The sequence below is a fragment of the Nocardiopsis lucentensis DSM 44048 genome, assembly GCF_000341125.1.
Taxonomy (GTDB): domain Bacteria; phylum Actinomycetota; class Actinomycetes; order Streptosporangiales; family Streptosporangiaceae; genus Nocardiopsis; species Nocardiopsis lucentensis.
In genome coordinates this window covers 1-12,768 of record NZ_ANBC01000419.1, presented here as the reverse complement: position 1 = coordinate 12,768, position 12,768 = coordinate 1, and the positions used below count along the sequence as shown (strand labels likewise).

At 71.3% G+C, this 12,768-nt stretch carries 12 protein-coding genes and 1 riboswitch; of the genes, 3 read left to right on the top strand and 9 right to left on the bottom strand.

Annotated elements, in window-relative coordinates; translation table 11 throughout:
* Together D471_RS0114725 and D471_RS0114720 are read left to right on the top strand one after the other, a co-directional pair.
* Positions 1–1,735 (top strand): ABC transporter ATP-binding protein (locus D471_RS0114725; protein ID WP_017599318.1); only part of this gene is annotated, 1,735 nt, incomplete at its 5' end.
* A 52-nt stretch (positions 1,736–1,787) separates the two neighbouring features.
* Positions 1,788–2,543, top strand: coding sequence for an SAM-dependent methyltransferase (locus D471_RS0114720; protein ID WP_017599317.1), 756 nt, complete (start codon positions 1,788–1,790; stop codon positions 2,541–2,543).
* A gap of 18 nt (positions 2,544–2,561) precedes the next feature.
* On the opposite strand, the gene D471_RS0114715 is transcribed toward D471_RS0114720, so the two are convergent.
* The 7 genes from D471_RS0114715 to thrC form a co-directional block, all read right to left on the bottom strand.
* Positions 2,562–3,143 (bottom strand): Uma2 family endonuclease, encoded by a 582-nt coding sequence (locus D471_RS0114715; RefSeq protein ID WP_040689738.1) that lies wholly within the window; start codon positions 3,141–3,143, stop codon positions 2,562–2,564.
* 195 nt (positions 3,144–3,338) lie between these two features.
* Complete coding sequence (gene groL / locus D471_RS0114710) at positions 3,339–4,970, bottom strand: chaperonin GroEL (RefSeq protein WP_017599315.1); 1,632 nt, start codon at positions 4,968–4,970, stop codon at positions 3,339–3,341.
* 325 nt (positions 4,971–5,295) lie between these two features.
* Complete coding sequence (locus tag D471_RS0114705; protein ID WP_017599314.1) at positions 5,296–6,096, bottom strand: ABC transporter permease; 801 nt, start codon at positions 6,094–6,096, stop codon at positions 5,296–5,298.
* On the bottom strand, positions 6,093–7,064 hold the full coding sequence (locus tag D471_RS0114700) for an ATP-binding cassette domain-containing protein (RefSeq protein ID WP_017599313.1): 972 nt from the start codon (positions 7,062–7,064) through the stop codon (positions 6,093–6,095). The genes D471_RS0114705 and D471_RS0114700 overlap by 4 nt, the downstream gene beginning before the upstream one ends.
* 153 nt (positions 7,065–7,217) lie before the next feature.
* Entirely contained in the window at positions 7,218–7,802 is a 585-nt protein-coding gene (locus tag D471_RS0114695; protein WP_017599312.1) for a PadR family transcriptional regulator, read from the bottom strand.
* Between the two features lie 149 nt (positions 7,803–7,951).
* Positions 7,952–8,230 carry a ubiquitin-like small modifier protein 1 gene (locus D471_RS0114690; RefSeq protein WP_017599311.1) on the bottom strand — a complete coding sequence of 93 codons (279 nt, stop codon included), beginning with the start codon at positions 8,228–8,230 and terminating at the stop codon, positions 7,952–7,954.
* 88 nt (positions 8,231–8,318) lie between these two features.
* Positions 8,319–9,578, bottom strand: coding sequence for a threonine synthase (gene thrC, locus D471_RS0114685; protein ID WP_017599310.1), 1,260 nt, complete (start codon positions 9,576–9,578; stop codon positions 8,319–8,321).
* 13 nt (positions 9,579–9,591) lie between these two features.
* Positions 9,592–9,734: riboswitch (SAM riboswitch) on the bottom strand.
* A gap of 296 nt (positions 9,735–10,030) precedes the next feature.
* Here thrC and D471_RS0114680 point away from each other — a divergent pair.
* Entirely contained in the window at positions 10,031–11,467 is a 1,437-nt protein-coding gene (locus D471_RS0114680; RefSeq protein ID WP_017599309.1) for an alpha,alpha-trehalose-phosphate synthase (UDP-forming), read from the top strand.
* Positions 11,468–11,514: 47 nt separating this feature from the next.
* Here the strand turns inward: D471_RS0114680 and D471_RS0114675 are convergent, their stop codons facing one another.
* Positions 11,515–11,754 carry an SDR family oxidoreductase gene (locus D471_RS0114675; RefSeq protein WP_017599308.1) on the bottom strand — a complete coding sequence of 80 codons (240 nt, stop codon included), beginning with the start codon at positions 11,752–11,754 and terminating at the stop codon, positions 11,515–11,517.
* A 77-nt stretch (positions 11,755–11,831) separates the two neighbouring features.
* Positions 11,832–12,467, bottom strand: coding sequence for a GrpB family protein (locus D471_RS34515; protein ID WP_051059183.1), 636 nt, complete (start codon positions 12,465–12,467; stop codon positions 11,832–11,834).
* Positions 12,468–12,768: the final 301 nt, after the last annotated feature.

Genomic DNA, 12,768 nt, shown 5'->3' with positions numbered 1-12,768 from the left:
GCCGGTCGCCCCGGCCGCCATGGTGTGGCGGCGGTTGCGGCGCGCGGGGCGCGAGCACGGCCGGACGCTCACGGGTGTCATCGGTCTGTACGGCGTGGCGGCGCTGAGCGCGCTGGTCGCCCCGTGGGCGCTCGGCCGGGTCATCGACACGGTGCGGGCCGGCGGCCCGATGGGGAGCGTCGACCTGCTGGCGGCGGCGATCGTCGGCTCGCTCCTGGTCAACGCCGTGTTCGTCCTGGTGTCGGTGGCGCTGTCGATCCGGTTCGGCGAGGGTGTGCTGGCGGAGTTGCGCGAGGAGTTCGTACGCGAGGTCCTGCGCCTGCCGCTGGGCACCGTGGAGCGCGCCGGGACCGGTGACCTGGTGGCGCGCACCGGACGCGACATCGGCCACCTGAGCCACGCCGTGCGCCACTCGGTCCCGCTCATGGTGGTGAGCGCGGTGACGGTGGTGGTCGTGGTCACCGCGATCGGTGTGGTGCATCCGGTGCTGCTGCTGGCCATGGCGCCCTCCGCCCTGGTGCTGTGGGTGTCCACGCGCTGGTACGTCCGGCGGGCGCCGGACGGATACGTGCGTGAGCTGGCGACCTACTCCGACCTGACCCAGGGTGTGTCGGACACCGTGGAGGGCGCGCGCACGATCGAGGCCCTGGGGCGGCAGGCGCGCCAGGTCGCGCTGAACGACCAGCGCGTGCACCGGGCCTACCTGGCCGAGCGGTACACGCTCTGGCTGCGGACCGTGTGGTATCCGCCGCTGGAGTTCTCCTACCAGTTCCCCGTGGCCATGACGCTCCTGGCCGCGGGGGTGCTCCACGTGAACGGCGCGATCAGCGTGGGCCAGATCGCAACGGCGGTCTTCCTCAGCTCGCAGCTGGCGCGGCCGGTGGAGAAGCTGATCGACGAGGTCGACAGCGTGATGATGGGGTTCACCAGCCTCCGACGGCTGCTCGGCGTCGGGTTGACCGGGGAGGAGGCCCCTCTTCCCGCAGGGGACGCGGACGCGGCCCCGGGCGCGGTCGAGGTCGAGGACGTGCGGTTCGCGTACACGGACACCGAGGTGCTGCACGGGGTGGACCTGGTCGTCCGGCCCGGCGAACGGTTGGCCGTGGTCGGGCCGAGCGGCGCGGGCAAGTCGACGCTCGGGAAGTTGATCGCGGGGATCCACCCGCCGACATCGGGCAGCGTGCGGGTGGGCGGCGCTGAGCTGTCGGCACTGCCGCCGGGGGAGCGTAGGCGCCGGGCGATCCTGCTGAGCCAGGAGAGCCACGTGTTCCGGGGGACGGTCGCGGAGAACCTGTCACTCGCGCAGGAGGGGGAGGACGTCGACGAGGACGCGCTGTGGAAGGCGCTGGCCGCCGTGGACGCCGACACGTGGGTACGCGCGCTGCCGGACGGTCTGGCCACGCGGGTCGGCTCGGGGAACATCACGCTGGACCCGTCCCACGTGCAGCAGCTGGCACTGGCCCGTCTGGTGTTGGCCGACCCGGAGGTCCTGGTGCTCGACGAGGCGACGTCGCTGATCGATCCGCGCTCGGCCCGCCACCTGGAGCGATCGCTCGGCGGCGTGCTCGCGGGGCGCACGGTGGTGGCGATCGCGCACCGCCTGCACACCGCACACGACGCCGACCGGATCGCGGTGGTGGAGGAGGGCCGGATCAGCGAACTGGGCACGCACGAGGAGCTGCTCGCGCGCGGAGGCGCCTACGCGAGGCTGTGGCGCGCCTGGCACGGCGGCTGAGTCCGCGCCGGACGCTCACCGACGACCCCGTGACCCGACACCAGGAGAGACCTTGACCGCCCCGGAGATCCCGCCGCTGTACCGAGACGCGGACTTCAACGGCCCGCTCTCCGACGAACACGCCGCCAGGCTGATCCGCACGCTCGGGCCGCTCACCGACCGCCGCGTGGTGGACCTCGGCTGCGGATGGGCCGAGTTCCTGCTGCGCGCGCTGGCGACCGACCCCGCCGCCACCGGCCTCGGCGTCGACCTCGACGAGGGCGTCCTCGAACACGGCCGGGCCAACGCCAGGGCACGCGGCCTGGCGGACCGGGTCGAGCTGGTCGCGGCCGACGTCGGCGTGTGGGAGGGGGAACCGGCGGACGTGGTGGTCAACAGCGGGTCCACCCACGTGTGGGGCGGCGACCCCCTGGATCACACCGCGAACGCGCTCGCGGCCCTGGGCGACCTGGTGCGCCCCGGTGGCAGGCTGCTGTTCGGCGAGTGCTTCTGGAGGCGGCCGCCGACCGACGCCGAGGCGGCGGCCATGCCCTTCATCCCCCCGGCCCAGTACCGCCCGCTGCCCGGGCTCGTGGACCTCGCCCTGGCGCACGGGTTCCGGCTGCTCGCGCTGTCCGAGGCCTCGCCGCAGGAGTGGGACGACTTCGAGAACCGCCACGCGCTGGGCTGGGAGGAGTGGTTGGCGGGGAACCCGGACTCGCCGCGCGCCGACGAGGTCCGCGTGCGGGCGGACCGGCACCGGCACGCCCGTGTCCACGGCATGCGGGAGACCCTCGGGTTCGCGTACCTGACGCTCGTCCGCGCCTGACCGGTCCGGTGGGAGAGGTCAGGAAGCCCACTTGTCGGGACCGGGGAACCTGGAGGTGTCGAGTTCCAGGTCGAAGGGCTCCGGCAGGCGGATCTTCTCTCCGAACTCCACGATGCTGGTGTGCTTGTACCGGCCGTTGCTCGGCTGCTCGTGGAGACTGACCGAGGGGCCCATCCCGTCCCAGGCGTCGATGAGCAGGTAGAGCGGGACCTCGGCGCACGCGTAGCCCCCGAGCTTCTTCCTGCGGTCGGTGTCCATACTGCTCCTGGACACGATCTCCACCGCGAGGAACGCGGCCTCTGCCGGACTCGGGGACTGGGATCGATCGAGGACGACATCCTCGGGCATGACGACCAGGTCCGGCACGTAAAGACGCCCGACCAGCGGCAATCGAATGCTGAGAGCCTGGTAGACACCCCAGTCATCGGAGATGGCCTGGTGCAACTCCGAGCACACCCGAGAGGCGATGAAACAGTGGGCGTCCTCGAGCGGCGCGCCAAGCATGATGGCGTCGTCAGTGACGATCTCGGCCCTCCAGCCTTCAGGCACGTCCAGTTCCCGCCAAGTGCTCAGCAGGTAGTCCCATCTGGACGGCTCCATCACAGGGGCCGGTTCAGCCACGGCAGGACCCATCTAGCATCACACCTTCGAGCGGAATGCTAACGCTCCGTGTCTGTGACTGCCCGGCACTTGGCGAAATGCCCCGGAGAACAGCGAAACCGGGCGGCCCCGGAAGGGGCCACCCGGTCGTCGCGGGCGAGGTCGCGTATCCGGACCTCGGACTCCAGGCTGGACCTAGAAGTCCATGCCGCCCATGCCACCGGTCGGGTCGGCGGCGGGAGCCGCGGCCTTCTCCGGCTTCTCGGCGATGACGGCCTCGGTGGTCAGGAACAGACCAGCGATGGAGGCGGCGTTCTGCAGAGCCGAACGGGTCACCTTGGTCGGGTCGATGACGCCTTCCTTGAACAGGTCGGCGTACTCACCGGTGGCGGCGTTGAGGCCGAACCCGGGCTCCAGGTTCTTGACCTTGTCCGCCACGACGCCGCCCTCGAGGCCGGCGTTCACGGCGATCTGCTTCAGCGGCTCGGCGATGGCGCGGCGGACGATGTCGGCGCCGATGGCCTCGTCGCCGTCCACGTCGAGCTTCTCGAAGGCCGGGACGCTGGCCTGGAGCAGCGCGACACCACCGCCGGGCAGGATGCCCTCCTCGACCGCGGCCTTGGCGTTGCGGACGGCGTCCTCGATGCGGTGCTTGCGCTCCTTGAGCTCCACCTCGGTGGCGGCACCGGCCTTGATGACGGCCACGCCGCCGGCCAGGCGGGCGAGACGCTCCTGGAGCTTCTCGCGGTCGTAGTCGGAGTCGGTGCGCTCGATCTCGTTGCGGATCTCGTTGACGCGACCGGCGATCGCGGTGGCGTCACCGGCGCCGTCCACGATGGTGGTCTCGTCCTTGGTGACGACGACCTTGCGGGCGCGGCCGAGCATGTCGAGCTCGGTGTTCTCCAGCTTGAGGCCGACCTCCTCGGTGATGACCTGGCCGCCGGTCAGCACGGCGATGTCGCCGAGCTGGGCCTTGCGGCGGTCACCGAAGCCCGGGGCCTTGACGGCGACGGACTTGAAGGTGCCGCGGATCTTGTTGACGACCAGGGTCTGGAGCGCGCCCTGCTCGACGTCCTCGGCGATGACCATCAGCGGACGGCCGGCCTGCAGGACCTTCTCGACAACGGGCAGGAACTCGTTGTTGTTCGAGATCTTGGAGTTGACGATGAGGATGTAGGGGTCCTCGAGGACCGTCTCCATGCGCTCGAGGTCGGTGGCGAAGTAGGGCGAGATGTAGCCCTTGTCGAAGCGCATGCCCTCGGCGAGCTCGAGCTCGAGCCCGAAGGTCTGCCCCTCCTCGACGGTGATGACGCCTTCCTTGCCGACCTTGTCCATCGCCTCGGCGATGGTCTCGCCGATCTGGGTGTCGCCGGCGGAGATCGAGGCGGTGGAGGCGATCTGCTCCTTGGTCTCGACGTCCTTGGAGAGGTTGCCGAGCTCCTCGTTGATGCGAGCGACGGCGGCCTCGATGCCGCGCTTCAGACCGACCGGGTTGGCGCCGGCGGCGACGTTGCGCAGACCCTCGCGGACGAGAGCCTGGGCGAGCACGGTGGCGGTGGTGGTGCCGTCACCCGCGACGTCATCGGTCTTCTTGGCGACCTCCTTGACCAGCTCGGCCCCGATCTTCTCCCACGGGTCCTCGAGCTCGATCTCCTTGGCGATGGAGACACCGTCGTTGGTGATCGTGGGGGCGCCCCACTTCTTCTCCAGGACGACGTTGCGGCCCTTGGGGCCGAGCGTGACCTTGACGGCGTCAGCGAGCTGGTTCATACCGCGCTCGAGGCCGCGACGGGCCTCCTCGTCGAACGCGATCAGTTTGGCTGCCATTGAGTTCTTGTCCTCCCGTGACCGGGCTGATACGCGATGGGACGAGGCGTGCGCCCGCGACGGACGACCGCGGTCGCACCGACAACCCCGCTGTCGGGAACCGCGATCTCGCAGCCTCGATCCGGCTTAGCACTCAGGAAAGTCGAGTGCTAACCAGGTCCCTTTTTAGCACTCGGCCATGGAGAGTGCAAACGATGTGGTCACGATTTCCACAGCCCTCTCACCAGGGTTTACCTGCGATGATCCGACGCGACGTGCGGATTTCGCCCTGGGTGGACACGGCCGCGCGGGCCGACCCGCCCGGTGAACGCGGGTCGGCCCGGGTTCACCTCGCCGACCCGCGCACGGCGCGGCCCCCGACGGCGAGCGCCACGACCGCCAGGCCGAGCGCGACCGCCCACCCCACGCCCACCGCCGGACCCCACTCCCCGGCGAACAGGGCGCGCTCGGCGTCCACCACGTACGAGACGGGGTTCAGCCTCGACAGCGCGTACAGCCAGCCCGGCGCCAGGTCCATCGGCAGCAGCACCCCCGACAGCAGCATGAGCGGCATCAGCGCCCCCTGGACGATCGGCGCGAAGACGTAGGTCTGCCTGACCGCCAGAGCCACCAGGTACGACAGGGTGGACAGTCCCACTCCGAGCACGACCAGGAGCGCCAGGCCCACGACCGCGCCCAGCGGCGGGATCCGGAGCCCGAACGCGACCACGAGCGCGAGGATGAGCAGCATCTGCGTGAACATCATCGCCGCGTCCGCCAACACCCGTCCGAGCAGCAGCGCCACCCGGCTCACCGGTGAGACCAGCAGCCGTTCGTGCGCGCCCGACGCCAGCTCGGGCAGGAGGCCGAACCCCGCGAATCCGCTGGCGAACAGCGCGAGCATGACCAGGAGCCCCGGCACGAACCACCGCCAGGAACCCTCGCCCGTGGGTCCCCCGAGCCCCTCCAGGAGGGGGGAGAACAGGGCCAGGTAGAGCACCGGCTGCAACATCCCGAACAGGATCAGCGCCGGACGACGCAGCACCAGCCGCCCCTGCCGCTGGAAGACGATCCAGACGTCGCGCGCCGTCGTCCCCCTCGTCCTGGCCGCCGCCGGCGGCGGTTGCGTCCTCATCGTCGCGGTCATCGCTCTCCCTCTCTCAGGCTGCGTCCGGTCAGGGTCAGGAAGACGTCGTCCAGCGTCGGCCTGCTCACCGCCACGGAGAGCGGCGCGACACCGGCCCCGTCGAGCGAGCGCAGCAGCCCCGGCAGGGCGGCGTCGCCGTGCTCCACGCGGATCCGGACCCGCGGGTCGCGACCGGGCTCCGCGACGACCTCGGCCGTGCCCGCGGACGGCAGCGCCTCGGCGACCTTCGCCCCCAGGTCGGCGGCGGCCCCGTCCTCCGTGGTGAACACGACCAGGTCACCGGACACCCGGCTCTTGAGCTCGTCGGCGCTGCCGTCGGCGATGACCCGGCCGTGGTCGATGACCAGGACCCGCTCGGCCGCGCCGTCCGCCTCCTCCAGGTAGTGGGTGGTCACCACGACGGTGGTGCCGAACTCGCCGCGCAGGCGGGCCACGTGCTCCCACAGGTTGGCGCGGCTCTGGGGGTCGAGCCCGGTGGAGGGTTCGTCGAGGAACAGCAGTCCGGGGCGGTGGATCAGCCCCATCGCGATGTCGAGGCGGCGGCGCTGGCCGCCGGAGAGCGCGGTGACCACGCGGTCGGCCGCCTCGTCGAGTTCCAGCAGGTCGAGCAGTTCGCCGGTGCGGCTGCGGGCGGTCCGCCGGTCGAGCCCGTACAGCAGCCCCTGGGTGTGGAGCTCGTCGCGGACGCGCTGGTCGTCCCCCGCCCCGTGGCCCTGGCCGACGAACCCGATCCGGCGCCGGACCTCGGTGGGCTCGGCGCGCACGTCGTGCCCGGCGACGCTCGCGGTGCCCGAGGTGGGTTCGAGCAGCGTGGTCAGCATGCGCAGGGTGGTGGACTTGCCCGCCCCGTTGGGGCCGAGGAGGGCGACGAACTCGCCCTCCCCGACGTCGATGTCGACGCCCCGGACGGCCTCGACCGTCCGCTTGCCGACCCGGAAGGTCCGGGTCAGCTCGCGTGTGTGGATCATCCTCGCTCCTTATTAAAACTTGAATGCGAGGATGAGTGTGCACCATCGGTCGCCAGCATTCAAGTTTTAATAAGTTCCACCGGGCCGCCCCGCGCGAACGAGGCGGCCGGGACCGACACGCGTCCGTTCAGGGCCGTGCGCGGGAAGCGGTGGTCACTTCCCCGCCTTCGGCAGGCCGAAGGCCCCGGGGCCGTCGTCGGCCATGGTGTAGCGGCCCTCGCGCAGCGAGGCGATGAGCTGGCGGGTCCACCCGGTCTCGGCCTCGACCGTCGTCCGCCAGAGCCCGAACAGCTCCGCCACGTGCGGCGGCCTGCCGTGTTCCTGGTCCAGTCCCGCGCGCACCTCGGCGCCGACCCCCTCCAGCCCGGCCAGGCGCCGCTCCAGCATCGTCACCGCCTCGTCCCGCGGCAGCGCGGTCATCAGGGTGACCCCGGCGCAGAGCAGCGCGTGGTCGTGACCGGAGTGGCTCAACGCCGCGCGCAACAACCGGTGGAACTCGGCCTCGCCGTCGTCGGTCAGCGCGTAGGAGGTGCGGTCGACCACCTCGTCGCCCTCGGCGACGAACTCGCGCAGCTTCCCCTCCCGGCTGAGCTTGCGCAGCGCGTGGTAGATCGACCCCCACTTGACATTGGCCCACTCCCCGGCGTTCCAGGAGAGCAGTTCCCGACCCACCCGATACCCGTGCGCCCGACCGTGGATTCGCACCACGCCCAGGACCAACAACCGCGTCGCCGACATCGCCACCCTCGTCCGAACTCGATGGGCCCCAGCCTACGAGGGGCGGCCGCGGGGACGGTCCGGTCCAGACACGACGAACGGGGCGGCGCCGTCCCCTCCGGGGGGAAGGGGACGGTCCGCCCCGTTCGGGGTCGCGGATCGGAGGCGGCTCAGCAGCCCCCGGCGACCGCCGGGATGATCGAGACCTGGGCGCCGTCGGCCACCTCGGTCTGGAGGCCCTTCTCGAACCGCACGTCCTCGTCGCCCACGTACACGTTGACGAAGCGGCGGACCTTGCCCGCGTCGTCGAGGATCCGGGCGCGGATGCCCGGGTAGTTGGCCTCCAGGTCGTCGATGACCTCGGCGAGGGTCGCGCCCTCGGCGGTCACCTCGGAGGCGTCGTCGGTGTAGGTGCGCAGGATGGTGGGCACGCGGACGCTGGCGCTCATGTGGGTGTTCTTCCTTCGTCGGATGGGTGCGGGATCCGAAAGCACGTCACCGGATCCCGCGAGGTCGTCGGGGAGGCCGCGGCGGCCCCTACAGCAGGCCCGCCTCGGCGAACGCGGACAGGGAGGGGGCGATCGTGGCGGTCACGCCCGCGTCCACGGCGTTGAGGGTCTTGAGCCCGTCACCGGTGTTGAGCACGACGGTCTCGGCCTTCGGGTCGAGCCTGCCCTCGCGCACGAGCTTGCGCAGGACGCCGGTGGTGACGCCGCCCGCCGTCTCGGCGAAGATCCCCTCGGTACGGGCGAGGAGGTTGATGGAGTCGACCACCTCGGCGTCGCTCACGTGCTCCACGGACCCGCCGGTGCGCTGGGCGATGTCCAGGACGTAGGGCCCGTCGGCCGGATTGCCGATGGCCAGCGACTTGGCGATGGTGTCGGGCTTGACGGGCTGGATGACGTCGTGGCCCGCCTCCCACGCCTTCGCGACCGGGGAGCAGCCGGTGGCCTGGGCGCCGAAGATCCTGTACGGGCGGTCCTGGACCAGGCCGAGCTTGATCAGCTCCTGGAAGCCCTTGTCGATCTTGGTCAGCTGGGAGCCGGAGGCGATCGGGATGACGATCTGCTCGGGCAGGCGCCAGCCGAGCTGTTCGGCGATCTCGTAGGCCAGCGTCTTGGAGCCCTCGCCGTAGTAGGGGCGCAGGTTCACGTTGACGAAGCCCCAGCCCTCGCCGGCGGGGTCGCCGATGAGCTCGGAGCAGAAGCGGTTGACGTCGTCGTAGTTGCCGTCGATGGCCACGACCTTGCCGCCGTAGACGGCCGCCATGACGACCTTGCCCTCCTCCAGGCCCGCGGGGATGAACACGCAGGACTCGAAACCGGCGCGGGCGGCGGCGGCGCCCACGGCGCCGGCGAGGTTGCCGGTGGAGGAGCAGGACAGGGTGGTGAACCCGAAGGTGCGGGCGGCCTCGACGGCGATGGCGACCACGCGGTCCTTGAAGGAGTGCGTCGGGTTGCCGGAGTCGTCCTTGACGTGGAGGGAGTCCAGGCCGAGCTCGGCGGCGAGGCGGTCGGCGCGGACCAGCGGGGTCAGGCCGGGGTTCATGTTCGGGAGTTCGGCGACGTTGGTCGGCACCGGAAGGAGGGAGCGGTAGCGCCAGATGTTGTTCGGGCCGCTCTCGATGTCGGCGCGGGTGACGGCCCCGAAGTCGTAGGCGACCTCGAGGGGACCGAAACAGAACTCGCAGGCGAACCTGGGGGTGAGGTCGTAGCGCTCACCGCACTCGCGACAGGACAGCGCGGTCGCGGGGCCGAAGGAGCGGACGGAGGTGGGTTCTGTGGCGGCAATCGCCATGGCGAGGCGTCTCCCCTCATCTTTCCTGGTGGCCACCTTGACCCCAGGCCGGAGTTGGCACCTGCCTCAGCCGCCTCGCGAGGAGCGCGAGTATCGCATGCTGAGATGGTTGCCGGGGCTTCGCAGGGCCGGTCCCTCCACCCCTCTGGATGAGCAATATGAAATTGTGCGCCGATCCTGTCGGATCCGCACGGTCACTGTAACGGACACGTTGACCGGCTTTCCACATGTGGTGACCTGGATTACACGAAACCGCTCACATGGTGAGATGCTCCCTGGTCAGAGCCGTCAGAGTGCACGTGCTCGGTTTCCGGGGTGTGACGCGCGCCCGCGTTGCCCCCGCGCGGGTTTGGGGCCCCGGTCCGCAGGCGAGACTCCAGGGAACACCCCGCCCCGCACCACCCCCCGCTCACGGGCGGCAGACCCTTCCGCGCCACCGAGAGGACGAGCACGTGGACAAGGCACAGATCCTCATCGCCTCCAACCGGGGACCCGTGTCCTTCTCGACCGCCGACGACGGCTCCCTGGAGTACCGCAGGGGCGGCGGCGGACTCGTGTCGGGGATGATCTCGGTGGCCTCCGAGATCGACGGCCTCTGGGTGTGCGCCGCCCTGTCGCCCTCCGACCGCCGCGCCGCCGCCGAGGCCCCGGGGGCCCGCCTGGACCGCACGCACGACCTGGATGGCATGCGCGTCCACATGCTGGACATCCCGGAGGAGACCTTCGCGGGCGCCTACACCGGGATCGCCAACTCGACCCTGTGGTTCACGCAGCACATGCTGTACGACACCCCGAACAAGCCGTCCTTCGGCTCCGCGTTCCGTCGGCGGTGGGAGGACTACACCGCCTACAACAACGCGTTCGCCGAGGCCCTGGTGGCCGGGGCCGCCGACAACGCGCGCGTGGCCGTGCAGGACTACCACCTGGCGCTGGTGCCGCGCATCCTGCGCGCCCGGCGCCCCGACCTGCGGATCGCGCACTTCTCGCACACCCCGTGGGCCCCGCCGGAGTACTTCCGGATGCTGCCCGACCAGGTCGCCCGCGAACTGCTGGAGGGCATGCTCGGCGCCGACCGCCTGGGCTTCCACAGCCCGCGCTGGGCCGACGCGTTCCTGCGGTGCTGCGCGGAGATCCTGCGCGCCGACGTGGACCTCGCCAAGCGCACGGTCGAGCACGGCGGACGGGTGGTCGAGGTGGGCGTGCACGCCCTGGGCGCGGACGAGGAGGGGCTGCGCGCGAGCGCGGCGGACCCCCGCGTCGCGGAGCGCCGGGAGACTCTGGAGGAGGTCGTCGGCGACACCCGGCTGATCGTGCGGGTGGATCGGACCGAGCTGTCCAAGAACATCGTGCGCGGCCTGGAGGCGTACCGGGAGCTGCTGACCGCGCACCCGGAGTGGCGCGGTCGGGTCACACACCTGGCGTTCGCCTACCCGAGCCGGGGAGACGTTCCCGAGTACCAGGAGTACACCGACGCGGTGCTGCGCGTGGCCAAGGAGATCAACGAGGAGTTCGGCACGGCCGAGTGGGCTCCGCTGGTCCTGGAGGTCAACGACGACTACCCGCGTTCGCTGGCGTCCTTCCAGATGGCCGACGTGCTTCTGGTCAACCCGATCCGGGACGGTATGAACCTGGTGGCCAAGGAGGGACCGGTGCTGTCGGAGCGGGACTCGGTGCTGGTGCTGTCGCGTGAGGCGGGCGCGGCGGACGAGCTGGGCGGGGACGCGCTGCTGGTCAACCCGTACGACACCGTGGAGACGGGCGAGGCCCTGCACCGGGCGCTGTCGATGGGAGCGGACGAGCGTCGGGCACGGCGCGGACGGCTGCGGGAGGCCGCCGTGGCGCTGCCGCCGCGGCGGTGGTTCCAGGACCAGCTGCGCTCACTGGGCTGAGGGGCGGCCGGGACCGCGGGGTGGCGGAGTCGGCTCCGCCACCGGTCTCAGCCCGCGACCCGGGCCGCGAAGGCCCGGCCGTCCTCGGGCAGCGCCTGGCCGCCGTCGACCACCAGGGCCTGGCCGGTGATGAAGGACGTCCCGGGACCAGCCAGGAACAGGCAGGCCGAGGCGATGTCGTCGACCTCCCCGATCCGGCCGAGCGGGATCGCCGAGCGCATGCGCTCCAGATAGTCCTGGCCCAGCTCGTCCAGGCCCTCACGTACGCGCGGTGACCAGAGAACCACGCCTGGAGTGGCCGTGGGGCGGTTTCACGCGCGTTCTCGCGCGGGGAAGCGGGGTCCGGGAGCGGCGACCGCCGGGGTCAGGACTCGGCCGGATCCGCGTGCTCGCCCCCTCCGCCGTGGTCGGCGTCGGGGCCCGGCGCGCCGGCGGCGGCGAGGATCTCCTCGATGACCTCGGACTTGGCCTGCGCGTAGTCCTGGATCCGGTCCCACGTCCGTTCGGCCAGTTCGCGCTTGTGCGCCTCGTAGCGCTCACGGGCGTCGGCGTCGGCGATCAGCCGGTCGCGGAGGGCGCGCATCCGCTCGACCTCGACGCAGCCGTCGGTGAGCACGTGCAGGTTGAGGTTGACGTTGGGGCCCTTGAGGAGCCGGTGCTCGTACCAGTGGGGTTCGCGGATGACGAGGCTGTACCCGGCGGCCTCCAGGTCGGGGAGGTAGGCGGGTTCGTCCGCGGAGTCGGCGACCACGAGCAGGAGGTCGAGACAGGGCTTGGCCGCGAGCCCCGGTACCGCGGTGGAGCCGACGTGTTCGAAGAGCAGGACGCGGTCGCCGAGCGCGGCGTGGGCCCGGTCGGACTCACGCCTGAACAGATAGGGCCATTTGGGGTCGTACTCGGACAGGTGCACACGCCCGTTGACGAGGTTGCGGTGTTCGGGACGGATCCCGGTCACCGACCCGCCTCGCGAGGGCAACGGTGACGCTTCAAGGGGTGACATTCCACAAAGCCTTCTCTCCTGGCGCGCCCACGTCAAGACGGCCGGGCGTGCTTACATATGCACGCGCACAAATGACCACACAAGGTGGATGACCAGTCACGACAGGCGACGACCCTGAGGTTGGCGCGGTTCCGCGCCGGGGTGGGTCCGGCGCCGAGGACGCCGGGGACCGCCCTCCGTCGCCGGCGGGCGGGCCCGTGCGGAGGCCGCCGCGGCGGTGTGCGGGCAGCACGAGGCGGTCGGTGGTTCGGCACCCCTGTATCGAGTGGGCCCGGTGAGGGGCGGGCGGCGCCAGGGCGGA